Raw genomic sequence first — 25,170 nt, forward strand, 5'->3', positions numbered from 1 at the left:
CGCTAAATAATTCTATCGTATTCTGCCTGAGAGCCTATCCAAAACCAAAGCAAGTCTTCGCCATCTTCACTAGCTAAAGAACGATACTTTTTTCCAACTCGAACCGACCATAAGCCTTCCCGAACTACTTTAAAATGTAAAGATGGGTGATGCAAATTGGTTTTGAGGAGTGCAAAGTTTTTGTCAGCCAAATTTTGAATGTCTTTGGGTAATACATGATAACAATCCCAAAAATCTGGAGTTGTCTTATAAATCAAAGTGGTCGAGTTAAGCCTTGACGGTTTTGTTCTTTCGCCCTGGCAATAAGCGCGTCTAACCGACCGGCCTTGTCATCTTTTTCAATTTGTCTGTCCCACAGTTGGTTGCGAAGTTCTGCTAACCAGTCTGCCAATTCATGTATCTCCTTATCAGGAAGATTTTCGATGGCTGTTTCAATTTCCTGTACGCTCATAGTTGTGCTGTTTTCGCTTCATGCTCAGTTGTTTCCAGCTTACCATCCTGATATTTTGAAGGACATTTCAACAGAATTTTGTTGCACTGAAAATGGTCGCCTTGCATATCGCCAATGATCACGATCTGTTCTGAACGTTCAAAATCCTGCGGTTTAGGACTGTTGAACACAACTTTTTGGGCCCGATTGTCATTGTCGATTAGCGTAAACTCGAAATGGTTAGGGTCGATGGCGGGGTTATAGAACATGTCTACGATCTGCCCCTGCGCATCTTTTTTGACCTTGCCCACTACGTGAATCATCTTATCGTCGCCATCCTGTTTCATTTGTTGCGCTTTGGCAAATGTGACATAAACACTGGCGTCCCCGGCAGTCGAGGCAATAATACCGATGGCGATTGCAATGATGACAATGCCAATTATGTGAGAGATTTTCATAGTACAACTAACTTATGATCAGGATTTGGGGTAATCAAAAGGTGAGCAGTCTTTAGTGACTAACAACGGTTGATTTGTTCTTTACTTCTTTTTCCAGTTTGCCAATCTGCCGATCGAGCCGGATCAGATAAATGATAATACCGGTAAAAACAGCCGCAACAACCGCCACGACTACCCAGATTTTGCCATCGGCCCGAAGCTGATCCGCCATTTCAACACCGCCAGAAACAGGTTGCTGAGCGAATACATGTTGGCTAAGTAGAAGTAAAGCCGCTAATGAGAATTTCGTCAAAAAAGACAGTCGCATTTGAATACGAAATAGTTAGAAAAATAACGCAAAAATAAGCTGAATCATTCCAGAAACCCGATGACTTTAGTCATCTAAAGCCGCTTTCACTCGCCGAAACCGGATGCTAAGTTCCGTAATCCAGACGCCTAATAAGGTAAATCCGATAATAGCCGGATAGAAAACCATACGCATGTTATTGTCCATATCGTATTTGCCAAATGCCGGGTTACCTCCATTACCAGGGTGGAGTGAATCTGTCAAACGGGGCACGATAAAAATCAAGGGAACAAATACGGCAAAGGCAAAAATATTATAGACTGCCGAAATGCGGGCACGTCGTTGCTCATCATCAAACGAACCGCGCAGGATCAAATAAGCAAGGTACATGAGCATCCCGACGGCCACGCTGTTGAGCTTCGGATCATTCGGCCAGGGTTCGCCCCAGGTAAAGTTTGCCCACAAAGAGCCCGTTGCACAGCCCAGAATCCCGAACAAAATAGCGGTATTGGCAAACTCAACAGCAATTAAATCATCATCAAACCGACCACTGCGCAGGTATTTAATTGAGAAAATAGCCGATGTGAGCAACAAGATGATCATCCCGAACCAGAGGGGTACATGGAAATAGACATTCCGAATACTTTCATTCAGAATGGGTTGGCGAGGTACAACGCCCAGAAAGCCTTTCAGAATTACGTATGTTAAAATCAAGACTCCGAGAGCCTTCCACCAGGTATTTTTCATTGTGCAACGCGGACATCCTGTCCGCATTTAATAATCAGGTACATGTAGACAGGATGTCCACGTTACGTTAACTCCTCCACAAAAACGGAAATAACAGCCACGACAGTGTTAATACAATAGCATCGATAGCCAGCACGGTTCCAATCTCACTCCAGCTAACACTACGATCCAGACCGTCGAGGGCATTTTTTGAAATTTTTACTAACATCAATAACAGCGGCAGGATAATTGGAAAGCTCAGTACCGCCATTAGCGTGGCCGGATTTTCTGCTTTACTGGCAATGCCTGAAACTAGGGTAAGTGAAGCCGCGAATCCTATAGCGCCTAATAGTAACGTCAATAGGTATAAAGGCACGTCGTTGACTGGATTACCCAATACAAACGCATAAACCCCAAATCCCAGAAACGCTAACGCAAGCATTAGTACGGTGTTGTAGAGAATTTTTGAGAGGATGATCTGCTCCGGACTGGCCAGTGTATAATAGTATAACTGTCGACCGGCACGTTCCTGTACAAAGCTTTTGGCAATGGCATTAATGGCGGTGAATAACAGGATAATCCAGAAAAGCGTGTTCCAGACAATGGGTGTTAGCTGACCACGCCGGGCATTAAAGCTTAGGTAACACACAAACACGGCTCCTACAATGTAGAGCAGCATGCCATTGAGTGCATAGCGTTGACGCCATTCCAGCAGAAACTCTTTCCGCATCAATGCACTCATCTGCCGTACCGACTCTGCCATATCTGTTTTGTTGATTCTGCAAATTTACGGTGCAATGCTGACGCGGAAAAGAAATAGTTTTGTGTTCTGATTCTCTTCATGGACTACAATTCTATTATTACCCTTTGTGGGTTCTCCTTTCTGGCGGGCTTTATCGATGCGATTATTGGGGGAGGTGGGTTAATTCAAACGCCTGCCATCTTATTTACCCTGCCGCAATACCCGGTTCCCACACTCATTGGTACCACTAAAATTCCATCGCTGGGTGGGAGCCTGATGGGGGCGTTTCAATATAGCCGACGGGTTGCTGTGGTTGGACGGTTTATTGCGCCCATGATGGCGATTGCTTTTGGTGCCTCCTGGCTGGGCGCCTGGACACTTACGCGGGTGCCGAACAGCTTTATGAAACCATTGGCACTTACCATCCTGATAGCGGTATTCATCTATACGCTCACGCAAAAAAACTTTGGGCAGGTATCGCATCGGATCGTTACCGAAAAGCAGCAGCGATTACGCATGTGGTTGATGGGAGCCATTATTGGTTTCTATGATGGCTTCTTCGGACCGGGGACAGGTAGCTTTCTGGTCCTGGGTTTCATCGCACTGATTGGCTTCGATTTCCTGAAAGCCAGTGCACATGCTAAACTGGTGAATGCATCTACAAATCTGGCCTGTACATTGTTTTTTGCAAACAAGGGTTATATACTCTATGCCTTTGCCTTCCCAATGGCGTTGGCAAACCTATCGGGGGCGTTTTTGGGCGCTCGTTTGGCTATTTTGAAGGGCAATCGGTTTATTCGGATATTCTTCCTGTTGGTTATTGCAGCTACCATCCTGCGGTTTGCGTGGGATCTGCTGGTTAAATAGAACGCTGATTGGTATGATTATCAAGATCAATCATTTTTATGATCATAATAAATCATAATGATCATAAAAATCAGCGTTCTATAATGTGAAATCAAAAATTCAGTTTCCCCCACAATTTCCGAATTGGATCGGCCCAACTGGGCAAATCCAACTGTGTTGGGTCCTGACAAATCGCTAATACCTGTTCGGCCGTTAGCCGTTGATCGGGGTTGACAACCAGTAATTTATCAATGAGTCGTTCGCAGGTGCGCGATAGAGTAGGCTTTAATTTAATAGGAGAGAGGTAATCCGCTTTTTGAACCAGCCGTCCTATTTCCGATTCTGTAGTGCCGCCAAAGGGAGTATAGCCGGTCAGCATTTCGTAAAATAACACGCCCAGCGCCCAGCAATCTGATGCCGATGTGCTCTCTCCGGTAAATTGCTCAGGGGCCATGGTATAGGCTGTACCAACTAAATGTCCTTGACGCGTAAGCCGGGGGGAGTTGGCTAATCGGGCTAGGCCAAAGTCCAGTAGTTTGGCGTTACCCTGACGTCCAAATTTTATGTTCCCTGCTTTCAGGTCCCGATGCACGATCTGATGACGGTGCAGATAGGCCAATGCCGACGCAACCTGCCCCAGTATTTTCCAGGCGGCTTCTTCGGTAAGTGGGCCATTTTTGCGGGTAAACTGTTCAATTGTTGGTCCCTCTATGTACTCCATTACCAGGCAGAAAAGACCACCTTCAACGAAAAATTCGTGTAGTAGGGCGATATGTGGATGCCGTAATGATGCCTGAACGGTAGCCTCGTTTCGAAAACGTTCCGCGTGTTCCAAGCGACTTAGCAATTTGATGGCTACCGTTTGGCGTGTCGTATCATTATACGCCTGATACACTTCTCCCATGCCGCCCGACCCCAGCCATTGGGTGAGCGTATAGCCTCGAATTGTCTGGTTCATAGTTGTTTGACGTTTTCGGGATTCAGTTTGAGGTTTACGGCGATGGACCACCGTAGTGACGGACACCGTAAACCAAATACTGTAAACCGACTTTATCCTAACACCGTTGCGGCTAATCGGGTAATATTGAGCGTTCTTGCATTAGAGTCAATGATGTCACGGTACAGACCTCCTTCCTGATACAGAGAATCGTGGGTTCCCTGGCCAACGACTTCGCCTTCCTGAAGGACATAAATCTGATCGGCATCCATGATCTGGCTGATGTTATGCGAGATGATCAGTACGGTGCGGTTCTGCTTGATGGCATCCAGACTGTCTTTGATTTGCTCAGCCGTAATGGCATCGAGGCTGGCTGTAGGTTCGTCGAGCAGGAGTACAGGAGGGTTTTTTAGGAATAACCGGGCAATGGCGATCCGTTGCTGTTGCCCGCCCGATAAGGCGCGGGCTTCGGTCTGGTAACCCTGTGGTAACTGTTGAACCTGATCATGAAGACTGGCGTTTCGGGCTGCCTCTATGACTTCCTCAGCGGTGGCTTCTAGTCGCCCATAGCGGATGTTTTCTTCAATGGTGCCAGCGAAAATGTGGTTTTTCTGAAGGACTAATCCAACGTTTTCCCGAACCAACTCGCTGTCGTAGCTCGCCAACGGTTGCCCATCTAAGAGCACGTTGCCGCGCGTTGGGTCATAAAAGCCGGCCAGCAGATTCAGGGCTGAACTTTTACCCGCTCCCGACAAACCCACCAGTGCTGTTACTTTGCCTGGTTTTAGATCAAGCGTCACGTTACGAAGCGCCTGCTTGCCATTGGGATACACAAAATCCACGTTCTGAAGGGCGAAGTGTCCTTTCCAGACGGTAGGTTTCACTGACCCGCGCTGGTGTAGATACGTATCATTTTCAATCATATCGAAGAATCCTTCGGCATACGTCAGTGCTTCGGAGTATTCGTCGTAGATGCGATGCAGATGGCGTACAGGTGCCGATACATTGTTGAACAGCATGATATGGAGCAGAATAGCGCCAACAGTCATCTGACGGTTCAGAACAAAATAGATTGTCACGACAAAGACCAGAACGATACCCACCTGTTCGGCAATGCTTTTCAGCCCATCGAACCAGTAATTTGTGCGGTGGTGACGGATTTCCTTTTCGCACAGACTCAGGTTGAGCACCTGCTGACGACGCTGCTCGTAGCTTTCACGGACAAAGGATTTTACGACAAAAATAGACTCCAGCAGTCCGTAAAGTGCATTCGCTTTGTTCTCCCGGACTTCCTGAATATTCCGTCGAATCAGCTTCTGACGATTTGTCTGCTCCCGGCTGATATAGGCATATACGGGTAGTACCAGCGTAGCCACGATACCTACCCCAATATTTTTATTGTAAATCAGGATCAGCGCAAAAGCGGCATTGGCAACCATTGGCGTAATATCGACAAATAGGTTTTTGACAGTTTTGGTAAGGCTATCAATCCCTTTATCGATTCGTTTTTCGAGTTTGCCAATTTGGTTATGATCCTGAGCGAAGAAGGATAAATGATAGGATGCAATTCGGCTGATTGTGAAATCATAGAGGTCAGCAGCCATCCGAAACCGGATGCGGTCACTCAGAAACTTCTGACCTAACTGGACCAATAACGCCAGCAATTCCTTCGAGAGTAAAATAGCGACCAGACTACCAACTACCCAGGTTACTTCTGATTTGTCGATGGGTCGTTTAAGCAAATCCTGTACTGTATTGACCGAATATTCCATCACCAGGGGCGTAACCTGGGCAAGCAAGGCTCCAACGGTTGTCAGTAAGAGTGCCAGGATCAGACTGCCCTGGTAGTTGCGGACAAAAGGCCAGAGTTTGCGGATAAGAAGAAAGGTGTTCATAAGTATCAAGTAGTTTATCAATGAGATTACATGATCTGACGAATGAACTCCTGTGTATTCAGTTTGCCGTCGGTTTGGTAATCGTAGAAAAGCTCGGTCATGGAGGCTACGATGTGTGGGTCTTCGGTCAGGAAAGCGGTTAGTTTGGTAGCCCGGCCACTTGCGCTTGACCCACTGCCCAGAATACAGACGCATAGACCCCGGAAGATGCCCGGCTTATTGTCGCGGGGAGAGCTGATAAAGAGCTGTACGGGAAGGGTTTTGTTAACCTTCGAGACACGAATACCTATTTCCTGCATCTCCCGAATGGCCTGCGCGTGATCTTTGTACAGTTGATTGACTAACAGTGATTTAGGCTCAATCGCTTCGTCGGCTGAGGAGGGAACTAAAAAGCGGTTATGGTGGGGGATATCCTCCCGCTGGGTCAGGATCGTATTGCTGCCAGGACGGTAGGTTTCGACGGATACGTGTTCATTGACAACCTTGCCGAGGTACTTCAAAAAGGCGTGTGTTGCGCCTTCGTTCTGGTCATTGAGGGTTACAAACTCCACATGTGCATCGCTGCCCATATTTTGAAGGTAAAGAGCCGCGCCTTTTAGCTTGTTTTCAACATCCGTTCGGTCGCGCTGAAGGGCTTCGGCCTTGCGGGCGTAATCAAACTGTGTAGCATTGCGAAGCTCGTGGGGTTTCAGATCAGCGTGTTTGGCTACGTATTCCATTCTGAACGGCGCGATACCTTCCAGGCGAGCTGTATTGGAAAGCACCAGCAGATCGTTCCCCTGCGATTGCGCCGATTCGACCACCTTACTGATGCCGTTCAATACTTCGTCAGACCCCTCCATGAGCAATACTTTTTCATTGACTTTGCCGCTTACGTCAACCATTAAGGTATTGAGCGACTGGGTTGCCTGAACCAGCAGATTGGTCTGTGTTTTAATGTGTTCCATCTCCTGCTGATTGAGCTTTTCCTTCTGACGGTTGGCTTTTTCAGTCGAGACGGTTACGAACAGGCCAATGAAAATACCGACGATGCCCCCCAGCAAACCGGCAATGTCTAGCTCGCGGATGTACCGGTCAATGCCGGGACTGAAATAGCGACCTTGATCAGACCAATTGCCCGTTTTTGGGTCAATCTGAAAGTTAGACAGGTAGTGGGCCGAGTCGTTAAAGACGTAGAACCATTTCAGGCCCATTGAAATCAGTAAGGCAACAAATGGAATCATGAATAATACGGTGAATAGAACCGGGTGCCGCCGAATGATTTCGTACAGTACGCTGAAGAAGCCTTCATCTTCGGTTTTCAGATCGGCACTGGTAAGTGTATGAGCAGGAGCAGATGAATTAGATAGCATGACGTAGTTGATTTTAAGGACATTACAAAGGTCATGCTTCATCGCTGGCTGTCCCATCTACAAAGACCTACATTCAGACTACAGGAAAACCTATAAATTGATCTATAGGGTTGTCCGTTATTTTACGTCCCAGGTACTGGGCATACCATTGGATTGTCAATGGGAAGGCCTTTACTAAAAAGCAAGAAGCTTGTTGGAGATAGGCGGAAAAACTGATTTTAATCAGCCTGCTTATATTTTTCCTGATCTGACTTGTATGGAAAAACTTTCCGTTGTAATCTTGCGTTAATTAAACTGAATCTAAATAAAGAGTAAGACCACCGACATCATGAGCAAGCGCAGTGTAGCTGATTTGAAAGTTGGCGAACGAGCCACCATTCAATCGTTTAATAATCAGTTGATGTCGCTCAAATTGCTCGAAATGGGCTGTTTGCCCGGTGCGGAGGTATGCTTATCTGGTAAAGCGCCACTTGGTGATCCTATCTGTCTGAATGTATCTGGTTACTGCCTGGCTATGCGTCGATCAGAAGCAGCCACCATCCTAATTGATAATTAAACGTTTACGGTTTTTGATTTTCGGTGGACCGTCGCTACAAATAGCTCACGTGTCAGCAACCCTCGTTGCAGTTAACCGAAAACCTTAAACCGCAAGCCGTCACTGCCTTGAATCAGTCCCCCGTAATCGCCCTCATTGGTAATCCAAACGCTGGTAAATCGTCCCTCTTTAACCAACTCACGGGCCTGCGTCAGAAAACGGGCAATTTTCCCGGTGTTACGGTAGACAAAAAATCGGGAACCTGGCCGATTGATACCCAAACGGTTGCTACCATCATTGACTTTCCTGGTATTTATTCCATTTACCCAAAGTCGTTAGATGAGCAGATCGTAACGGATATCCTGGCCAATCCTGCCCACCCCGATTACCCCGATGTCTCAGTTGTTGTTGTCGATGCGGCTAATTTGCATCGAAATCTACTGCTCTTTACGCAGGTGGCCGATCTTGGTGTTCCGGTTATATTAGCTCTGAACATGCTTGATGTGGCCCGGCAGCAGGCCAAGGATGTTAATTCGGTTCGCCTGGCCATGCGACTGGGCGTTCCCGTTGTTCGGATTAATGCCCGCACAGGCGAAGGTCTTGATCTGCTCAAAAAGGCTGTTATTGGGCAGCTTTCAGAGCCAACACTGCCAGGTAAATTGTTTTTTGATCCAGCAGAAGAACTACCGGACCTGATTACGGATACCAAAATTCGCTATGAGCTCGACAATAATTATCTGGCTTTACAGTACCTCATTCAGCACGATGGGTTTTCATTTTTAGATCGCCCCCAACAAAGAGGACTGGACGAGCTGATCGATAAATATCAGTTTAATGAACAGACGTTTCAGGCAGGGGAAACCATTACACGCTACAAACGTATAGCAACTATCGCAGCGGAGGTTGTGACCAATCAACGCCCGGCAAACCAGCCCACATGGAGTCAGAAACTTGATCGCTATTTACTGCATCCGATCTGGGGGTATGCTATTTTTAGTTTTATCCTGTTGCTGATTTTTCAGGCTATTTTTGCCTGGGCACAGCCTTTCATGGATGCCATTGATACGGGAGTAGCCTGGATTAATGGGCAACTGAAAGAAAGCCTTCCTGCTGGCCCACTAACCGATTTGCTAACCGATGGTGTTCTGGCAGGAATTGGGGGCATTTTAGTGTTCATTCCGCAAATAGCCTTTTTATTTTTGCTGGTAGCTTTGCTTGAAGAATCGGGCTATATGTCGCGGGTGATGGTGATCATGGATCGCATCATGCGCAAATTTGGGCTCAATGGCCGGAGTGTAGTGCCGCTCATCTCGGGTGTTGCCTGCGCTGTACCGGCTATTATGGCAACCCGCAGCATCGGTACCCGGCGTGACCGACTTATTACGATTCTGGTAACTCCTCTGATGAGTTGCTCGGCCCGACTACCCATTTATACCATTCTGATTGCGCTGGTCGTACCAAGCCGACGAATCCTGGGCTTATTTAATTTACAGGGGCTGGCACTAATGGCTTTGTACCTGTTGGGTTTAGTGAGTGCTCTGGTGGCTGCTTATATATTGAAACTGTTCCTCCGCACTAAAGAACGTAGCTATTTCATTATGGAGTTACCCACGTTCAAGCTGCCCCGCTGGAATCACGTTGGGCTAACGGTTTGGGAAAGTGTACGTTCGTTTGTTTGGGAAGCCGGACGGGTTATTCTAGCCATTTCTATTGTATTATGGGTATTGGCAAGCTATGGACCTGATGATTCAATGGATCAGGCCGAAGCACGAGCAAAGCAGCAGCATTCGACGCTTACCCTTAATCAATTACAGAATATAATAGCCTCCGACCGGCTTGAAGCATCGTATGCAGGCCAGTTTGGACACTTCATCGAACCTGTCATTCGTCCACTCGGTTATGACTGGAAAATTGGGATTGCCCTACTGAGTTCGTTTGCTGCCAGAGAGGTGTTTGTTGGTACAATGTCCACCATTTACAGTATTGGGAGTGGAGCCGACGATGATGGAATCACCATTCGTGAGCGACTCCGTCAGGAGCGAAACCCTATTACAGGCGGACCTATGTATACACCGGCTCTGGCCTGGTCGTTGCTGATTTTTTATGTGTTTGCTATGATGTGCATGAGCACATTGGCGGCCACGCAACGGGAAACCAAAAGCTGGAAATGGCCTGCTGTTCAGTTGGTATACATGATGGTGCTGGCTTATGGAGCGGCCTTTTTTACTTATCAGATAATGCAGTAACGCATAAAATCGGAACGCGGGTTGTACCAATTTACTGTAAATTGGTACAACCCGCGTTCCGATTTTATATGAAGTTTTGGTTACCAGAGCAAACCCTTCGAAATTAAGGGGTAAATATGGTATAGGATATAGGCAAATAGTGCTACAGCCAGGCTACCTAGTGCCGTTGTATGATCGAAACTCGACCGTTCTCTACGTGAAGGACGATTGTTGCGCCAAGCTCGTTGTGCCACATTTTTCATTGGTGTGTCAGTAAGTGGTTATATACCGGTACAAAATTGGGGGATTACCTTTGGCTAAAACAGCGGAAAAACCCTGATTTTTTTGATACGTATAACTACCTGATTGTACACTAACCAATATATGTTCGTGGTTTCAAAACGGTAGCTTGGTTGATAAGACACCGAGTGAACCATAAAGTAACGGGTGTAGTAAATAAACTACCTGTTTCACGAATTTACTCCCATCGCAATGCATCAATTACATCTGTAGCAATCATGCCAATTTGACCTCGCTGTACGGCTATACGGTCGCCAGCCAGTCCATGCGCAAACACGCCTAATACCGCTGCCTCTACAGAATCGTAGTTTTGGGCTAGTAGAGCGGTTAGTACCCCAGTCAGAACATCGCCTGTACCGCCCGTACTTAAACCAGGGTTGCCCGTTGAGTTAAAATGAATATCGCCATCGGGTGTTGCCACCGCAGAATTTGCGCCCTTTAATACAACAACGACCTTATACTTCTGGGCAAACTCCCGTAGGATATCTAATTTCTGATAATCATTCTCCCACTTTTTTGTTAGTCGCTCAAACTCTTTGGGGTGGGGCGTCAGAATGCTGTTTTTAGGGAGATAAGTCAATAACTCACGGTTTTCGGACAGCAGATTCAGTGCATCTGCATCGACTACCATTGGTTTTTTCATCGTCTTGAGCAGCCCTTTTAGCATATCCAGCGTTTCATGCGCCTGCCCAATACCTGATCCAATACCCACTACAGCGTAGTCGGCAGGAGTAAGACTGCTTAACTCACTGGCACCGCGGTCTGGCGTTCCGGTTAGTACATTGGGGTTGCCATCCGGACGGCACATTGCTTCGGGCACAGCTATTTGCATCGTGTCATAACCGCATCGGGGTACATGAACAGTTAACAGACCAACCCCCGATCGTAGGCAGGCTTTGGCTGCCAGAACAGCTGCGCCCATTTTTCCGTAACTACCTACCATCAGCAGGGCATGGCCAAACGTACCTTTATTGGAGAACCGATCCCGTTTGCGTAACAGTAGTCGGGCATCCTGAGGCTGCGTATAATAATAGGGGGTAGGGGCGAGGTCAATATAGCGTTTATGCAACCGAATGTCCACAATATGCCAATCACCTACATAACGGCCATTTTTTGGGAGCATGAACGCTAGTTTAGGCAACTGAAATGTAATCGTGTAATCCGGTTCTATGATGACGTCGGTCAGCTCATTCGGTTTGTCTGTATACAAGCCACTGGCAATGTCGACCGCAATCACTGTTGCGGGAGAACGATTGATGACTTCAATAACACTCTTAACAATGCCCTCTGTTGGGCGCGAGAGTCCTGACCCCAGAATGGCGTCAATTAGTACTTCATTATGGCGAAGAGCAGGAATTTCCTGGGGCAGTTCAATGTATCGGATTGTTTCGGTAATTAATTTCAGGCGCCGATGATTGTGCATAAAATCATCTGACTCACGAGGTGCATAGCGCACCACATTTACCTCAACAGGATAGTTCCGTTCCAGAAGTAGTCGGGCAATGGCCAGGCCATCACCCCCGTTGTTACCTAATCCGCAGAAGAGTTTAGTAGGCGTTGTATTGGGAAAACGATCAACAAACCAGTCAACGAAAGCAAGGGCCGCCCGCTCCATCAAATTGATGGGTGCAATGGGTTCATGCTCGATAGTCGATTGATCAAGGGCGCGGATTTGGTCAACGTTCAGTATTTTCATAAAGGTGGTGCAAGGTACATACCATAATTTTGCAAAAGTATTTTCTCCTACCGAGAAATTTACTATCTTTGCGGCTCATTTCGCAAATACTTATCTGGCGATTTATATACGGTCATGAGCGAGTTAATCAAATTAGTGGAGGCAGACAACGCGCAGCGTCGCACCGAGTTGCCCACATTCCGGGCCGGCGATACGGTGAACGTACACGTTAAAATCCGCGAAGGAAATAAAGAGCGTATTCAGGTCTTTACGGGTACGGTAATCCAACGCCGGAATCCAAGCAGCGGTGGTGAAACATTCACCGTTCGCAAGGTATCCAATGGTGTAGGTGTAGAACGGATTTTCCCGCTTCTGTCGCCTAATATCGACAAGGTTGAAGTTGTTCGTCTTGGTAAAGTACGCCGGGCCCGGTTGTTCTACCTGCGCGGTCGCCAGGGTAAAGCAGCTCGTGTGAAAGAGCGGAAACCAAAGGCAGTTGCAGCAGCTTAATTGCCTGTTTGCCCAAAAAATCAAAAGCTGCCTGAAAAGGTGGCTTTTTTTGTTCCCTTTGACCACCATTTACGCATATGACTATCGACTTTTTTAAATACCAGGGCACCGGCAATGATTTTGTGCTGATTGATGACCGAGATGAAACCTTTCCCGTGTCTGATCAGACATTGATTGAGCGGATTTGTCATCGTCGGTTTGGTATTGGGGCGGATGGGCTTATTCTCCTGCGCAACGATCCTGAGTACGACTTTCGGATGATTTATTTTAATGCGGATGGTGCCGAAGGGAGCATGTGTGGGAATGGGGGCCGTTGTATTGTCCGATTTGCCCACGATCTGGGCGTGTTTGAAAGCGAAACCCGCTTCCTAGCCGTTGATGGTGAACACAAAGCCGAGGTTCGTGGAGACGATATTTTCCTGAAAATGAGTGAAGTGGCGGGAATTGATGATCGAGAAGGGCTTACATTTCTGAATACGGGCTCCCCCCATGTTGTTCAGTTTGTTGATGACCTGGAATCACTTGATGTAGTAAGCGAAGGCCGCTCTATTCGTTATGATTCGCGTTTTCTGCCTGGCGGTACAAATGTTAATTTTGTTCAGCCAATTGATAGCAATACCTTGTTTGTCAGGACGTATGAGCGTGGTGTTGAAGACGAGACCTACTCCTGTGGTACTGGTGTAACGGCTGTTGCGTTAGTCGCACAGCGTCAACTACATATGTCCGATCCCGTATTTATTAAAACCCTTGGCGGCAACCTTCGGGTATCGTTCCATCCCAAAGCTGATGAGCAGTTTGATAACATCTATCTGATTGGGCCAGCTAAACGAGTTTTTGCAGGAACAATAACTGTTTAGCATTCCTGTTGGTTAGGTAAGGAACTACACACGTTTATATCCGAATGATTCTTTACAAGAATAAAGGAATTCTCCCATCCATCTGGCATTTCCATACGGGCCCTACAGCCAAAGCGCTCATGCGTCGGTTAGTTGTGGTAGGCGTTTACGTAACATTGATTACGGTCGCTGAAATGCATTATACCGATTTACGTCTGAAAGATACCCCCGGTTCATTTCTGGGAGCTATGGGTATTTTGTTAAGCCTGTTGCTGATTTTTCGGACTAATACAGCGTATGACCGTTTCTATGAGGGACGACAGGCCTGGGGCGAGTTAGTGAACAATTGTCGTAATCTGGCTATCTTCTTTAATGCTGTTTTGCCGGAAGGGGATAAAGAGAGCCGCTTGTTTTTTGCCAAAGCAATTTCCAATTTTCCATTTGCCCTTAAGAATCACCTGCGCGATATGCTCAGGATGGACGAACTGGATATGGTTGAAGAAGGAGAACGACGTGACCTGAATAATTTCGATCACAAACCTGCTGGCGTGGCTAATCAATTATGGGTAAAAACGGAGGCACTCTACCGGGCAGGGCATATCTCAGAATCGCAGCATATCAATCTGAATCAGCACCTAACGACCTTGATGGATGTGTGTGGCATTTGTGAGCGGATTAAAAGTACCCCAATTCCGTTTTCGTACATGCTGTTTATCAAGCTGTTTATCATGCTGTATGTAGCCTTATTACCGTTTACGGTTATGGATGCTTTTGGATATCTAACTATTCCAGCCGTTGTGTTAACGTCGTATATTCTGGTTGGGCTTGAAATGATTGGCGAAGAAATTGAAGAACCGTTCGGTTTGGAGCGGAATGACTTACCTCTAAATCAGTTGAGCCAGTTGATTCGGGTAAATGTCCACGATATATTACAGATCTATCTGCCTCATGTTGAAAAACAGGCTGCCCGGCCTGGCTTCACGATTGTCACATAAGCTAATCGACTGCTTCGATTATACCTCCATGCAGGTGATAAATGGTTTTATGCTGAAATTCTGGCTGGCGGAGTAAATCTTTGGCTGCAACCCGGCTACGAACCCCGTTGGTACAAATCACAATCAGCGGATTGTAAGGCAAGAGTTCAGCCTTTCGGGCCCGGATGTCGGGCAGTGGAATGTTTAACCCGCCAATGTTGAACTCGTCAAATTCCCACTCGTCTCGTACATCTAGGACAGCGCTAGCCGGTTGCTGGCGTAGCAATTCGAGATCAGACAAGGAAATATCGGTGTAAGAAGGCATGTCCATATGGCAGCCTAACAATGAACACGCAATCCCTGTTCACTCGACTCATTCACTTATCGGGCTGTTAGTTCCAGAATCTCTATTTCGCCTACTTTGGGTTTGGCTCCCCATCCACACAGTAGCTCGACTTGGTTGCCCGTCTCTCTAAAACGAATTGTAACCGATTTTTCGCCCTGATTATCATTTCCGAGAGCCTTTTGTAAAATAGGTAGTGAGGCCGATGTCGGTTTATAGCGAATCGGGGTCGCAGAAGCACTGGTCTCAAGTCTAACCGATTCTTCACATCCATCAAAAGGGATCTGATTGCCAACTATATAGGCTGATTCAGTGCGCTCGGATTTTGCTTCAGGTGTTGTTTGTGTTTGACAACCTACAAACTGATACATCAATATATAGGTAAGTAGGGTGATTAGTCGCATGGCTATGTTTTTTGGTGATAGACTCTTAAAAGGCACAAACCGTTGTATCTAGCAGGAAAAAGTAATCTGTCAATCTGTCAGCTAAGCTCACACTGGAACAAGATTTGACGACAAATCTGCTATATCATACATACATCTAACTATACCTTATGGAAGCCGTACAGAACGAGAAGGGCGAGTCTACGCGGGGCCAGATTTCGATCCATACCGAGAATATCTTCCCCATTATCAAAAAGTTTCTTTACTCTGATCATGAGATTTTCCTGCGCGAATTAGTCTCTAACGCTGTCGATGCCACCCAGAAACTGAGTCAACTGACTTCATTTGGTGAGTTTGGGGGCGAATTAGGTGATTTGAAAGTGACAGTTTCGCTGGATGAGGAAGCCAAAACCATTACGGTTAGCGATAACGGTATTGGTATGACCGCCGATGAAGTCAAAAAGTATATTAACCAGATTGCGTTCTCGGGCGCAACTGATTTTCTGGAGAAATATAAAGACAAAACAGACGATAAGGGCCAGATTATCGGTCATTTCGGCTTGGGCTTCTATTCGGCCTTTATGGTTGCCTCGTCCGTTGAAATCGTTACGAAGTCCTATCGCGACAATGCAGAGCCTGTTCGCTGGGTTTGCGATGGCTCAACCGAATTTGAATTAACGACTGCTGAGCGGGCTGAGCGCGGAACGGATATCATTCTGCATATTGCTCCAGATTCTGAAGAGTTTCTGGATAAAGGTCGGCTACAGTCTATATTAAACAAATACGCTCGCTTCCTGCCCGTACCGGTGGAGTTTGACGGAGAGGTGGTTAATAACACCACACCCATCTGGACGAAGTCGCCAGCGGAACTAACCGACGAAGATTACAAGACGTTCTACAAAGAGTTGTATCCAATGAGCGAAGAGCCGCTGTTCTGGATTCACCTGAACGTTGATTATCCGTTTAATCTGACGGGTATTCTGTACTTCCCGCGCATCAAAAACGAACTGCGTTTCCAACGGGAGAAAATCCAGTTGTATAGCCGCCAGGTGTTTATTACCGATGAGGTGAAGGACGTAGTACCCGACTTCCTGATGATGCTTCACGGCGTGATTGACTCGCCCGATATTCCACTTAACGTATCGCGGAGCTTCCTGCAGGCTGATTCGAACGTCAAGAAAATTAACGGGTATATAACCCGGAAAGTCGCTGATAAACTGAACGAGTTGTTCAATGCCGATCGGAAAGCCTTTGAAGAAAAGTTTGATGACATCGGTCTGTTTATCAAATACGGTATCCTGAGCGATGAGAAATTCTGGGATAAAGCCAAGAACTTCGTATTGCTAAAAAATACGGAAGGCGTTTTTTCTACCTTGGACGAGTATCGGGAGAAAATACAGGCTAACCAGACCGACAAAAACGGAACGCTGGTTCTGCTTTATACGTCCGACCGTAAACAACAGCACAGTTATATTGAGTCGGCAACCCGGCGTGGGTATGATGTTTTGCTGATGGATAATGTTATCGACGCACACTTTATCAATGCACTGGAGCAGAAGCTCGAGAAAGTGCATTTCCAGCGTGTCGATGCCGATTCAATCGACAAACTGATTGACAAGGGCCTTAACAACGAAAGCGTATTATCGGAAGCTGATCAGACAAAACTGAAAGAGGTGTTTGAGCAGGTGCTTGACAATAAAATGCTCAATGTGAGTGTGGAAGCCCAGCCAACCGACGAATTGCCCGTTACCATCACCATGCCGGAGTTTATGCGCCGGATGAAGGATATGGCGGCTCTTTCAGGCGAACAGTCATTCTATGGTAATTTACCTGCAACCTACAATGTGGTCGTCAATGCTAACCATCCACTGGTTGCTAAGATTTTGGCTGAAGCCGATACCGACGCTCAGAAATCGCTGGTGAAGCAGCTGTATGACCTGGCACTGCTTTCGCAAAATATGCTTACGGGTGCTGACTTAACAGCCTTTGTCCGCCGGACAGTAGAGAAACTGTAATAGCTGAACTGGTTTTCGGTATTTGGTTTACGGTTTTCTGGTTTAACCGTAAACCAAATACCGAATCTGTTTAGGAGCGGCCATTGTTACTGCGGGGTATCTGGCTTATTGATCCGCCCGCTTGTTTGGGAGCTCGGGTAAACCATACTTTTCGGCGGGATACTAAGCGGCCGAGGATAAAAATAAGGATAAGGACGATAACAGCGACAGCCAGCAAGGGTAGAAAAATACTGAAGATTGATAACCCAATCGATGCAACGTTCTCGCCTGTAGCCACAACGGGATTTCCCACTCCGCCGGTAGTGGCGGTAGAGCCAAGCCGAAGTAAACTTGTTCCTGCCTGAACGATACCGGCTGAGCTTCCCCCCAGAATTGCGCCCAGGCCCCAGTGTAATACTGGATTATCAATTTGAAGAAGCGAGGTGCTAAGTATAGTGCCAGCAATAATAGAGGTAGGCGTGGCAATGGTATCAAGGGCATTATCGAGCCAGGGAATGTAATAGGCCCCGATTTCAAATACGGTAGCCACCGTTAGTCCTAAGATGGCAGGCCAACCACTTAGCCACTCAAAACCGGCCATGGTGTCAATAAAGCCAAGTTTGGTAGCTGCACTGGCAATGAGTAAGGGTACAAATACCCGAAAGCCACAGCAGGCAGCCAGACCAACGCCAATACAGGCACTCATAATCCATTCGAAGGACATAATTAGTGAACGTTTTAAGTATTCTGTTTATAGTAGGTAGGTTCTAATGAAAGCCTACTGAGTTTGTAAACTGAATACGGGAAACCGTGTTCAATCTAATTAAAAAACTGCGGATTGAAATTCATCAGAAAGGCTTCGTCCGTTGCTCGGGTAAGGGCTGTATAGAGCCATCGCACAAATTCATCGTTCACCTGACCTTCGGGCAGAAACCCCTGATCGACAAAGACTGCACTCCACTGGCCACCCTGCGCTTTGTGGCAGGTGAGGGCGTAGGCAAACTTTACCTGTAAGGCATTCAGGTATGGGTCGCGCCGGATCGCTTCCGATCGTTCTTTCTTGCTTTTGATGTAAAAATAATCCTTTGCAACGCTCTCGTATAAAGCCTTGTATTGATCCGATGTCAGCGAGGGTACCGGCGTATGCAGGGTATCGAGCATGATTTTTGCGTCGAAATCGGGTTGCTCTTCATAATCGACTAATCGGAGCGTAACGGTCGCGAATCGGAAACCGTGCATTTCTTCTTTATTTCGGATTTTCTGCACCTCGGCAAACTCTCCGTTGGCCAGAAAGCCCGCTGGTGAGTCTTCATCGAGCACGGTGTAATTATTTCGGGCAATCATAAGCATATCGCCCGCATCGAGTTCTTCCTCGCACTGGTCAATCATTCGCCGGACAAACTGATTGTACTGAACGGCTGTTTTATTCGAGCGGCAAATAATGGCTGTATTCTCCCGACCATACTTATCGTAAGCATACCGAATGCCATCTTCCAGTTTGGTCAGTGGCATTTTATAAATATCAGTAAAGGAGCGAACATTCAGACGTATGGCAGGCATATCTGCCGATGGTGACGATGTGTTATCAGTCAGGAGGGCATCGAAACCAACTGCTTTTGGCGTAGGTGAGCCATCATTTGTAAGTAACATGCGTAAACCCGTAGCATTGTAAAGAATACCTGATTCTTCCTCCTGACGCATCACTTCGGTCAACTCCTGCTCATATACGGTCATGTCGAACGCACTGGCCAGAAACCCCCGATCCAGGGCAGGACTTAACTCACGACCAACAGGAGGAAGCTGAGCAGTATCGCCAACGAGCAGCAACTTGTTGCCGGGCCCTTCAAAAACAAAGTCAATCAGGTCGGTTAATAAGCCTTTGCCACCAAAATCGGCTTCATCGGAAATCATCGACGCTTCATCGACAATGAAGAGGGTGTCTTCGTGATAGTTTTTCTGCCGTTGAAACGCCAGCGTTCCTGAACCCGGATCGGCTACCTGTCGATAGATTTTCCGGTGAATCGTTTGCGCTGACTTTTTGGCGTAATTGGTCATAACCTTAGCTGCCCGACCCGTAGGGGCTAGTAGGATCGATTTGTAGCCGAAACGGGGCAACACCTTAATGAGCGTGCCAACGAGTGTGGTTTTACCTGTACCCGCGTAGCCACGTAAGAGAAAGCAGTCGCGATAGTGTTCAACATCTTCCTGAGCGATGAATGCACCAATTTGTTCAAAGAACTGTGTTTGACCAGAAGTAGGCTTAAAGGGGAACCGTTTAGCCAGCAAATCAGCAGCTGTTTGGGTTTCGTTCATGCTTCTAAGTTACAAAAAAACAGGCAAAGGAAAAAGTAAACGGATACCCTTCTCCAGGAGGAAAGGAAGATGTTTTTAAGTTATTTTTAATCCTTTCTCCACTTTCCCTTTCGTCCTTTCTCCTTTTTTGTTATTTTCACCGACAACTAAATCCTTCTGACTCACATGAAAATTCGTCAAATCCTTCAGGGCAAAACGGTGAACGCCCTTTACTCCGTTTCGTCGGACCAAACCGTACTGGATGCACTCAGGGTAATGGCCGAAAAGAATATCGGTGCTTTATTAGTTGTTGATAAAGGGGTACTGACGGGAATCTTCTCCGAACGTGACTATGCCCGGAAAGTAATTCTGAAAGATCGGCATTCGGATGATACGCTCATTGCCGATGTTATGACCGCCAATGTGATTACCATTGGGCCAGACCAGCGGTTGGAGGAGTGTATGCAAATTATGTCAGATAAGCATATCCGTCACCTGCCTGTTATGGATAATGGAGAACTCATTGGGATAATTTCAATCAACGATGTCGTAAAAGCGATTATCGTAGACCAAAAAACCCGGATCGACTCATTAGAAAGTTATATTTCTGGAAGCCCGTATTAAGTAGTATTAGTAGTTAGTAGCGAGGAGTGAGAATAAGGATTGCAGGCATTCTCACTCCTCGCTACTAACTACTAATACTTAAAATCTCATACCTTTGCGTCCCCAATACCAATTATGCCATGACGCAAGTAATGGATTTTCCCGGCCTGTCCTCTGCTGATGCAGTAGATTCGACCCGCGAAGAAGTACAAAAACTATATGGAAATCGCCTTCGTTTGCGGGTATGTGGCCTGTATCGGGAAGGAGATCGTTTATTAATGGTTCGGCACCGGGGTATCGGGCCAACAGATACGTTCTGGTGCCCGCCGGGTGGTGGACCGCAGTTTAATGAGACAGCGCCCAACGCTTTAATTCGGGAGTTTATGGAAGAAACGGGCCTGGAGGTGGAAATTGGCGATATGTTGTTCGTGAACGAATTTATCCAACCACCCCTTCATGCCATGGAGTTGTTTTTTGAGGTTCGCGCAACGGGTGGTTCTGTTCGACTGGGAATAGATCCCGAAATGAGCCTCGACGGACAAATTATTGAAGAAGTCAGGCTGATGAGCTTCGAGGAAATCAAACGCTACCCGCCCAAAGAGGTGCACGCGTTATTTCAGTATTGCGATTCACTCGATGATGTATTCCGCCTTCGTGGCTATTTGCAGTAATAAGTAGAAAGGCCTGGTATTGCTGACCTGACTATTAAAAAATTCAACGGTTTATTGATTTTTTCCTTCACCTGTTAGTTCGCTGAAGTTGTGCAAATCGCTGTGACCCTCGCACCCACCGTAACCATCCATGCTGACTCGTTCGACCCGAGGCAAACCGATAAATCGGTGCTTTGCCTTGAAGTAGGCCGGGATCGGTTTCAATTATTGGTTCAGGATAAGCGCGGCCGGGCTTTGTATCTGGAGGACTACATGTTTCCATCCCTATTGACCGATCGACCGCTGACGAGCATCCTTCCTGATGTATTCCGCGATCATGCGGTGCTATCGGCTGGCCCCTGGCAGGAGATTCGGATTGGTGTCAATTCGCCATCGTTTACCCTGGTTCCACAGCCACTCTATCGTAAAGAATATGCTGGTAGCTATCTGGCGCTGATGAGAGGAAGTGAACTACCCGCTCACGAGTTTGCCCAGGCCTACCCGCATGAGTCGGAAGGTTTTCTAACGGTATTCAATCTGGAACACCCACTTGCCGATTATTTTTCGGAAGTGTATCCGCTTCAGCCGTTGACATTCGTGCATCAGGTTAGTGCACTGATACAAGCCACTGCCGATTTAGACCGACGTTCGCTGACACCTGATACCGTTTATTTATATTTTGAAGACGAGTTTGTATCAATCATATACCGGAAGGAGCATCAACTACGCTATTGTAATCGGTTTGGGTATAAAAACGTCCAGGATTTGGCCTATTATGTTCTGTATGTGATTGATGAACAGGGGTTAATGATTGACAACGTTAACTTATCCTTATATGGTGAAATCACACCATTTGCGGAGGCCTATACCGAGTTGAGTCGATTCCTGCCCAATTTGTCGTTTGGACAAACACCTCCTGGCCTGATATTGGCCAATGAATTTGAGGACTTACCAGCTCATCGGTATTTGAGCTTATATGGATTAGGTTTACTGAGTGAATGAGTGAATGCCGTCCGGCAATTTTAGTCACTTATTTATCCATTCGCTCATTTACTAACTCACGTGAATTATGAAGCGTATCGCTCTGTTCCCTGGCTCATTTGACCCATTTACCAAAGGCCACGAAGACATTGTATTAAGAGGTTTACGACTATTTGACGAAGTCGTTATTGGGATTGGGCGTAATGCACGTAAAGAGCGGTATTTCCCACTGGAACAAATGACCCAGTTAATTGAGGGTGCATTTGCCGATTATTCGGCAGTACGGGTTATGAGCTACGATGACCTGACCGCGAATGTTGCCCGTGACATTGGCGCAAAGTTCCTGCTTCGGGGGCTGCGAAACACCACTGACTTTGAGTACGAAAATGGTATCTCGCAGGTGAATCGATACGTTTATGAAGATGTTGAAACGGTTTTTTTAATTACCTCTCCTCAATTAGCGCCTATCAGCTCCAGTATTATTCGCGACCTGCATCGCTATGGCCAGCAGGTGGATGAGTTTTTACCCTATCAATTGGAAAAAGCGAAAGCCGTATAAACTGGATATATGGATGCATCAATCGATCAGGATCTGGCGCGGATTGCGCTTCAGGAACAGCAGCTTCAATTCGACGCTTTTACGCACGATACGGCCTGGCAATTGGGCACTCGACTAAAAGAATCTGTAGAAGCCCGTGGTAAAGCCGTAGCCATCGACATTCAGTTTATGGGTCAGCCCTTATTTTTCTTTGCCATGCCCGGTACTACACCCGATAATGTGGATTGGATACGTCGGAAGCGGAACGTGGTGCTGCGTTATCACCGGAGTTCGTACGCCGTTGGGCTGGAGTTGAAGAAAAATCAAACCACACTCATGGATAAGGCTGGGCTTCCCGATCGTGATTATGCCCCCCACGGGGGTTGCTTCCCGCTTTGGATTCGAGGAACGGGCTGCATGGGTACCCTTACTATTTCAGGTTTGCCACAGCGGGAAGATCATAATGTACTAGTTGACGTTCTGGCAACCTGGTTGAATCATCCAATTCGCGAGTTGGCGTTGGATACTCCTAGCTAGAAAAGACAGTTGATGAAATAGGGCTATTCCTTTTCTAACGCCCGGATATCGGCAATAAGATTTTGCACGGACGATATATTGAGGCCATTGTAAATGCCACGAATGCGCCGTTTTTTATCGGTTAACACAAAATTTTCGGTGTGTAAAAAAACGTCGGTGTCTCTTTTTTCGCCAAGATCTTCTTCGACGAAGTAGAATTTTCGTCCGAGGTTATATATTTCTTCTTTACTGCCAGTAAGCAATAGCCATTTACGAGCATCTACCTTTTTTGATTTAGCAAACGCTTGTAGTCGAGCCACGCTGTCTTTGTCCGGCGTTACGGAGTGAGAAATAAGCTGAATGTTTTTATCGAGGAGGAAGGTATCCTGTAACACCTTCATATTGATGGTCATGCGTGGGCAAATACCTGGACAGGTCGTAAAAAAGAAGTTAGCAACACATATCTTCCCATCCATGTTTTTTTCGGTGAATGCCTGCCCCGTGTGCGCAGTAAGCTTAAAAGGCCGTATGCGATGAAAATTGTCCGATACTTCTTTGTCAAAATGGGGAGTGAAGTCAGAGGTGTTATAATAGGGTAATTTCCGTTCCTGCGGCTGCTCACAGGTGGTCAGCAGGACAATCAATACAACTAGTAAACTATAGTTAATTCGTTGTTGGTATGTAGTTGACATTGATAAGGGTTGCAAGGCGGGAAGGTACAGTCCGTTTATTGGGATTTTATTTTCTGCTTACGAAGTGTATAACAAAGTGCAGCTTGTTGTAGGCCGTATCGATGACCATCTTTGGCTACATAGTTCAGATACAGTTTTCCATTCTCTCGCCAGCCTTGTTGAAGCCCATCTTCATGGTCATCGGTGTAGGTAGTAAATAAATAAGGCTTGCCATTCTTGTACCATCGTTTTTGTTGACCTTCTCGTTTTTCGTCAAAATAGGTGTAATCAAATTTAAGGATTCCCCGCTCCGGCCAATAGCCATAATGCCGGCCCGTGCTCAGGTTATTCCTATAAAGCCGCACTTCATATGGATGCCCATTTTCATAGAAACTTTTATACCGGCCATGTAACCTTCCCTGATATACGGAGGCATAGGTTTTTACGGTGCCGTTCGGGTAAAGCTCTTTTAGAATACCCGAATATTTTTTGTTGTTCAACAGATAAATGCCGTTAAGCACCGCCAATCTTTGGTCACTCCCTAACACAGTATCCTTTGGAATGCCCGTTGTGTCAATGGTGTAATCCTTCGCCTGTATTAGTTTGGTCGTTGCTGTTGATTCATTGACACAACTGCTTATTGCCACCACAAAGCAGCAATAAGCAGTTGCCAACAGAAAGATTCTATTGAGTGAATGTTCCCTTTGTACCATAATAGCTACCCGATTTAAGGATGTAATAGCCCGTATTTAGATAGTTCTCATTTCGAGTATGGTAATGGTAAATTCCGTCTGGAAACTCAGTAGTAGCAGCGGTATGGCCATTATAAGCATCAAGGTTGCTCGGGTAGGTGCCATCTTTATCCTTGCGACCGTATAAAGGGAAACCATCTCGTAAAAATCCTACTAGTTTGGCATCATCGGTCGTTGTATACGTACCCGTAACGTGATAATGATAATCGCCTGCTTGCGCTGGGTGAGCACCAGCTCCATCAAACGAGGTGATGGTCCCCGCGTTTAAGGCGACATTACCCCCTTCGTTATTATTGAAAATAGGGGCACCCGTGATTGCCAGTCCAATAGCCCCAAGCGATGTTTCCTCATGGGTGCTTGCCCCAGCAGGTTTGGCTGGAATGGTCATGGTATAGTTTTGAGCAACCATCGTATTGGGGTTGGCCGCATGACCTGACGGAAATGGTTCATATAAGGCATTGCCCACACCCCAGTAAGGCGTTTTATGATTTGGGCGACCATCGCTTTTTAATATCAGGTTATCACCACTGGTGGTAATTGTAACCCCGCTTGCAAACTTGGCCTTCACCACGCTGGTAATATCCACACTACCTGTAGTAATAGGTGTGGTTGTGCTGGAGGTGTCATCGCTCTTGCTACAGGCCAGCACGCTTAATAGCAACATTGGAAATATTAGTTTCTGCATTTTTTTTAGTTTTCCTGTTGGACGGATGATTGGTC

At 46.6% G+C, this 25,170-nt stretch carries 29 protein-coding genes; 12 read left to right on the forward strand and 17 right to left on the reverse strand.

Features of this window, described 5'->3' with window-relative positions:
* Positions 1-2: 2 nt before the first annotated feature.
* From EXU85_RS12085 to EXU85_RS12110, 6 genes are all read right to left on the reverse strand, one after another.
* Entirely contained in the window at positions 3-257 is a 255-nt protein-coding gene (locus EXU85_RS12085; protein WP_210422462.1) for a hypothetical protein, read from the reverse strand.
* The gene (locus tag EXU85_RS12090) at positions 254-451 is read right to left on the reverse strand and encodes a hypothetical protein (protein ID WP_142772323.1); all 198 of its coding nucleotides are present in this window, start codon (positions 449-451) and stop codon (positions 254-256) included. The genes EXU85_RS12085 and EXU85_RS12090 overlap by 4 nt, the downstream gene beginning before the upstream one ends.
* A complete protein-coding gene (locus EXU85_RS12095) occupies positions 448-888 on the reverse strand; it encodes a cytochrome c maturation protein CcmE (RefSeq protein ID WP_142772324.1) in 441 nt (146 codons plus the stop codon). The genes EXU85_RS12090 and EXU85_RS12095 overlap by 4 nt, the downstream gene beginning before the upstream one ends.
* Positions 889-940: 52 nt before the next feature.
* On the reverse strand, positions 941-1,195 hold the full coding sequence (locus tag EXU85_RS12100; protein WP_142772325.1) for a CcmD family protein: 255 nt from the start codon (positions 1,193-1,195) through the stop codon (positions 941-943).
* Between the two features lie 66 nt (positions 1,196-1,261).
* Positions 1,262-1,921: a cytochrome c biogenesis protein CcsA gene (ccsA, locus tag EXU85_RS12105; RefSeq protein WP_142772326.1), complete on the reverse strand. Its 660-nt coding sequence runs from the start codon at positions 1,919-1,921 to the stop codon at positions 1,262-1,264.
* 67 nt (positions 1,922-1,988) lie between these two features.
* Positions 1,989-2,663: a heme exporter protein CcmB gene (locus tag EXU85_RS12110; protein ID WP_142772327.1), complete on the reverse strand. Its 675-nt coding sequence runs from the start codon at positions 2,661-2,663 to the stop codon at positions 1,989-1,991.
* Between the two features lie 78 nt (positions 2,664-2,741).
* On the opposite strand from EXU85_RS12110, the gene EXU85_RS12115 reads away from it, so the two are divergent.
* A complete protein-coding gene (locus EXU85_RS12115; RefSeq protein WP_142772328.1) occupies positions 2,742-3,509 on the forward strand; it encodes a TSUP family transporter in 768 nt (255 codons plus the stop codon).
* Between the two features lie 91 nt (positions 3,510-3,600).
* Here EXU85_RS12115 and EXU85_RS12120 read toward each other — a convergent pair whose 3' ends face one another.
* The 3 genes from EXU85_RS12120 to EXU85_RS12130 form a co-directional block, all read right to left on the reverse strand.
* Positions 3,601-4,446, reverse strand: coding sequence for a serine/threonine-protein kinase (locus EXU85_RS12120; protein ID WP_142772329.1), 846 nt, complete (start codon positions 4,444-4,446; stop codon positions 3,601-3,603).
* 92 nt (positions 4,447-4,538) lie between these two features.
* A complete protein-coding gene (locus EXU85_RS12125) occupies positions 4,539-6,320 on the reverse strand; it encodes an ABC transporter ATP-binding protein (RefSeq protein WP_142772330.1) in 1,782 nt (593 codons plus the stop codon).
* 26 nt (positions 6,321-6,346) lie between these two features.
* Positions 6,347-7,672, reverse strand: coding sequence for a hypothetical protein (locus EXU85_RS12130; protein ID WP_142772331.1), 1,326 nt, complete (start codon positions 7,670-7,672; stop codon positions 6,347-6,349).
* Between the two features lie 328 nt (positions 7,673-8,000).
* Here EXU85_RS12130 and EXU85_RS12135 point away from each other — a divergent pair, with 328 nt between their 5' ends.
* Both EXU85_RS12135 and feoB read left to right on the forward strand, forming a co-directional pair.
* Positions 8,001-8,228, forward strand: coding sequence for a FeoA family protein (locus tag EXU85_RS12135; protein WP_142772332.1), 228 nt, complete (start codon positions 8,001-8,003; stop codon positions 8,226-8,228).
* Positions 8,229-8,335: 107 nt separating this feature from the next.
* Positions 8,336-10,453: a ferrous iron transport protein B gene (gene feoB, locus EXU85_RS12140; RefSeq protein ID WP_142772333.1), complete on the forward strand. Its 2,118-nt coding sequence runs from the start codon at positions 8,336-8,338 to the stop codon at positions 10,451-10,453.
* Positions 10,454-10,910: 457 nt separating this feature from the next.
* Here the strand turns inward: feoB and EXU85_RS12145 are convergent, their stop codons facing one another.
* The gene (locus EXU85_RS12145) at positions 10,911-12,428 is read right to left on the reverse strand and encodes an NAD(P)H-hydrate dehydratase (protein ID WP_142772334.1); all 1,518 of its coding nucleotides are present in this window, start codon (positions 12,426-12,428) and stop codon (positions 10,911-10,913) included.
* A gap of 114 nt (positions 12,429-12,542) precedes the next feature.
* Between EXU85_RS12145 and rplS the strand changes: the two genes are divergently transcribed.
* The 3 genes from rplS (at position 12,543) to EXU85_RS12160 (ending at position 14,748) form a co-directional block, all read left to right on the forward strand.
* Complete coding sequence (rplS, locus tag EXU85_RS12150) at positions 12,543-12,917, forward strand: 50S ribosomal protein L19 (protein ID WP_142772335.1); 375 nt, start codon at positions 12,543-12,545, stop codon at positions 12,915-12,917.
* An 83-nt stretch (positions 12,918-13,000) separates the two neighbouring features.
* Entirely contained in the window at positions 13,001-13,774 is a 774-nt protein-coding gene (dapF, locus tag EXU85_RS12155) for a diaminopimelate epimerase (protein ID WP_142776695.1), read from the forward strand.
* Between the two features lie 44 nt (positions 13,775-13,818).
* On the forward strand, positions 13,819-14,748 hold the full coding sequence (locus tag EXU85_RS12160) for a bestrophin family protein (RefSeq protein WP_142772336.1): 930 nt from the start codon (positions 13,819-13,821) through the stop codon (positions 14,746-14,748).
* A 1-nt stretch (position 14,749) separates the two neighbouring features.
* Here EXU85_RS12160 and EXU85_RS12165 read toward each other — a convergent pair whose 3' ends face one another.
* Together EXU85_RS12165 and EXU85_RS12170 are read right to left on the reverse strand one after the other, a co-directional pair.
* Positions 14,750-15,058 (reverse strand): rhodanese-like domain-containing protein, encoded by a 309-nt coding sequence (locus EXU85_RS12165; protein WP_142772337.1) that lies wholly within the window; start codon positions 15,056-15,058, stop codon positions 14,750-14,752.
* A 50-nt stretch (positions 15,059-15,108) separates the two neighbouring features.
* On the reverse strand, positions 15,109-15,474 hold the full coding sequence (locus EXU85_RS12170) for a hypothetical protein (RefSeq protein ID WP_142772338.1): 366 nt from the start codon (positions 15,472-15,474) through the stop codon (positions 15,109-15,111).
* 149 nt (positions 15,475-15,623) lie between these two features.
* On the opposite strand from EXU85_RS12170, the gene htpG reads away from it, so the two are divergent.
* Complete coding sequence (gene htpG, locus EXU85_RS12175) at positions 15,624-17,468, forward strand: molecular chaperone HtpG (protein ID WP_142772339.1); 1,845 nt, start codon at positions 15,624-15,626, stop codon at positions 17,466-17,468.
* 70 nt (positions 17,469-17,538) lie between these two features.
* On the opposite strand, the gene EXU85_RS12180 is transcribed toward htpG, so the two are convergent.
* A complete protein-coding gene (locus EXU85_RS12180) occupies positions 17,539-18,171 on the reverse strand; it encodes a DUF4126 domain-containing protein (RefSeq protein ID WP_246859535.1) in 633 nt (210 codons plus the stop codon).
* A gap of 95 nt (positions 18,172-18,266) precedes the next feature.
* Positions 18,267-19,760, reverse strand: coding sequence for an ATP-dependent RecD-like DNA helicase (locus EXU85_RS12185; protein ID WP_142772340.1), 1,494 nt, complete (start codon positions 19,758-19,760; stop codon positions 18,267-18,269).
* A gap of 165 nt (positions 19,761-19,925) precedes the next feature.
* Here EXU85_RS12185 and EXU85_RS12190 point away from each other — a divergent pair, with 165 nt between their 5' ends.
* The 5 genes from EXU85_RS12190 (at position 19,926) to EXU85_RS12210 (ending at position 23,048) form a co-directional block, all read left to right on the forward strand.
* Complete coding sequence (locus EXU85_RS12190; protein WP_142772341.1) at positions 19,926-20,363, forward strand: CBS domain-containing protein; 438 nt, start codon at positions 19,926-19,928, stop codon at positions 20,361-20,363.
* 119 nt (positions 20,364-20,482) lie between these two features.
* Positions 20,483-21,013, forward strand: coding sequence for an NUDIX hydrolase (locus tag EXU85_RS12195; protein ID WP_142772342.1), 531 nt, complete (start codon positions 20,483-20,485; stop codon positions 21,011-21,013).
* Between the two features lie 102 nt (positions 21,014-21,115).
* The gene (locus EXU85_RS12200; RefSeq protein ID WP_142776697.1) at positions 21,116-21,994 is read left to right on the forward strand and encodes a DUF3822 family protein; all 879 of its coding nucleotides are present in this window, start codon (positions 21,116-21,118) and stop codon (positions 21,992-21,994) included.
* A gap of 67 nt (positions 21,995-22,061) precedes the next feature.
* Positions 22,062-22,532 (forward strand): pantetheine-phosphate adenylyltransferase, encoded by a 471-nt coding sequence (coaD, locus tag EXU85_RS12205; protein ID WP_142772343.1) that lies wholly within the window; start codon positions 22,062-22,064, stop codon positions 22,530-22,532.
* A 9-nt stretch (positions 22,533-22,541) separates the two neighbouring features.
* A complete protein-coding gene (locus EXU85_RS12210) occupies positions 22,542-23,048 on the forward strand; it encodes a heme-degrading domain-containing protein (protein ID WP_142772344.1) in 507 nt (168 codons plus the stop codon).
* Between the two features lie 23 nt (positions 23,049-23,071).
* On the opposite strand, the gene EXU85_RS12215 is transcribed toward EXU85_RS12210, so the two are convergent.
* The 3 genes from EXU85_RS12215 to EXU85_RS12225 are packed head-to-tail and all read right to left on the reverse strand — an operon-like array spanning position 23,072 to position 25,135.
* On the reverse strand, positions 23,072-23,719 hold the full coding sequence (locus EXU85_RS12215) for an SCO family protein (RefSeq protein ID WP_142772345.1): 648 nt from the start codon (positions 23,717-23,719) through the stop codon (positions 23,072-23,074).
* Positions 23,720-23,754: 35 nt separating this feature from the next.
* Complete coding sequence (locus tag EXU85_RS12220; protein ID WP_142772346.1) at positions 23,755-24,411, reverse strand: toxin-antitoxin system YwqK family antitoxin; 657 nt, start codon at positions 24,409-24,411, stop codon at positions 23,755-23,757.
* The gene (locus tag EXU85_RS12225; RefSeq protein WP_210422463.1) at positions 24,383-25,135 is read right to left on the reverse strand and encodes a YHYH protein; all 753 of its coding nucleotides are present in this window, start codon (positions 25,133-25,135) and stop codon (positions 24,383-24,385) included. Before EXU85_RS12225 ends, EXU85_RS12220 begins: the two co-directional genes overlap by 29 nt.
* Positions 25,136-25,170: the final 35 nt, after the last annotated feature.

The organism is Spirosoma sp. KCTC 42546 (assembly GCF_006965485.1).
In the GTDB taxonomy this organism is placed as follows: Bacteria; Bacteroidota; Bacteroidia; order Cytophagales; family Spirosomataceae; genus Spirosoma.

Excerpts from the sequence above, each read along its gene's own strand:
- EXU85_RS12090 (WP_142772323.1), bottom strand. The coding sequence starts at position 451 with ATGAGCGTACAGGAAATTGAAACAGCCATCGAAAATCTTCCTGATAAG.
- EXU85_RS12095 (WP_142772324.1), bottom strand. The coding sequence starts at position 888 with ATGAAAATCTCTCACATAATTGGCATTGTCATCATTGCAATCGCCATC.
- EXU85_RS12100 (WP_142772325.1), bottom strand. The coding sequence starts at position 1,195 with ATGCGACTGTCTTTTTTGACGAAATTCTCATTAGCGGCTTTACTTCTA.
- ccsA (WP_142772326.1), bottom strand. The coding sequence starts at position 1,921 with ATGAAAAATACCTGGTGGAAGGCTCTCGGAGTCTTGATTTTAACATAC.
- EXU85_RS12110 (WP_142772327.1), bottom strand. The coding sequence starts at position 2,663 with ATGGCAGAGTCGGTACGGCAGATGAGTGCATTGATGCGGAAAGAGTTT.
- EXU85_RS12115 (WP_142772328.1), top strand. The coding sequence starts at position 2,742 with ATGGACTACAATTCTATTATTACCCTTTGTGGGTTCTCCTTTCTGGCG.
- EXU85_RS12120 (WP_142772329.1), bottom strand. The coding sequence starts at position 4,446 with ATGAACCAGACAATTCGAGGCTATACGCTCACCCAATGGCTGGGGTCG.
- EXU85_RS12125 (WP_142772330.1), bottom strand. The coding sequence starts at position 6,320 with ATGAACACCTTTCTTCTTATCCGCAAACTCTGGCCTTTTGTCCGCAAC.
- EXU85_RS12130 (WP_142772331.1), bottom strand. The coding sequence starts at position 7,672 with ATGCTATCTAATTCATCTGCTCCTGCTCATACACTTACCAGTGCCGAT.
- EXU85_RS12135 (WP_142772332.1), top strand. The coding sequence starts at position 8,001 with ATGAGCAAGCGCAGTGTAGCTGATTTGAAAGTTGGCGAACGAGCCACC.
- EXU85_RS12145 (WP_142772334.1), bottom strand. The coding sequence starts at position 12,428 with ATGAAAATACTGAACGTTGACCAAATCCGCGCCCTTGATCAATCGACT.
- rplS (WP_142772335.1), top strand. The coding sequence starts at position 12,543 with ATGAGCGAGTTAATCAAATTAGTGGAGGCAGACAACGCGCAGCGTCGC.
- EXU85_RS12160 (WP_142772336.1), top strand. The coding sequence starts at position 13,819 with ATGATTCTTTACAAGAATAAAGGAATTCTCCCATCCATCTGGCATTTC.
- EXU85_RS12165 (WP_142772337.1), bottom strand. The coding sequence starts at position 15,058 with ATGGACATGCCTTCTTACACCGATATTTCCTTGTCTGATCTCGAATTG.
- EXU85_RS12170 (WP_142772338.1), bottom strand. The coding sequence starts at position 15,474 with ATGCGACTAATCACCCTACTTACCTATATATTGATGTATCAGTTTGTA.
- htpG (WP_142772339.1), top strand. The coding sequence starts at position 15,624 with ATGGAAGCCGTACAGAACGAGAAGGGCGAGTCTACGCGGGGCCAGATT.
- EXU85_RS12180 (WP_246859535.1), bottom strand. The coding sequence starts at position 18,171 with ATGTCCTTCGAATGGATTATGAGTGCCTGTATTGGCGTTGGTCTGGCT.
- EXU85_RS12185 (WP_142772340.1), bottom strand. The coding sequence starts at position 19,760 with ATGAACGAAACCCAAACAGCTGCTGATTTGCTGGCTAAACGGTTCCCC.
- EXU85_RS12190 (WP_142772341.1), top strand. The coding sequence starts at position 19,926 with ATGAAAATTCGTCAAATCCTTCAGGGCAAAACGGTGAACGCCCTTTAC.
- EXU85_RS12195 (WP_142772342.1), top strand. The coding sequence starts at position 20,483 with ATGACGCAAGTAATGGATTTTCCCGGCCTGTCCTCTGCTGATGCAGTA.
- coaD (WP_142772343.1), top strand. The coding sequence starts at position 22,062 with ATGAAGCGTATCGCTCTGTTCCCTGGCTCATTTGACCCATTTACCAAA.
- EXU85_RS12210 (WP_142772344.1), top strand. The coding sequence starts at position 22,542 with ATGGATGCATCAATCGATCAGGATCTGGCGCGGATTGCGCTTCAGGAA.
- EXU85_RS12215 (WP_142772345.1), bottom strand. The coding sequence starts at position 23,719 with ATGTCAACTACATACCAACAACGAATTAACTATAGTTTACTAGTTGTA.
- EXU85_RS12220 (WP_142772346.1), bottom strand. The coding sequence starts at position 24,411 with ATGGTACAAAGGGAACATTCACTCAATAGAATCTTTCTGTTGGCAACT.
- EXU85_RS12225 (WP_210422463.1), bottom strand. The coding sequence starts at position 25,135 with ATGCAGAAACTAATATTTCCAATGTTGCTATTAAGCGTGCTGGCCTGT.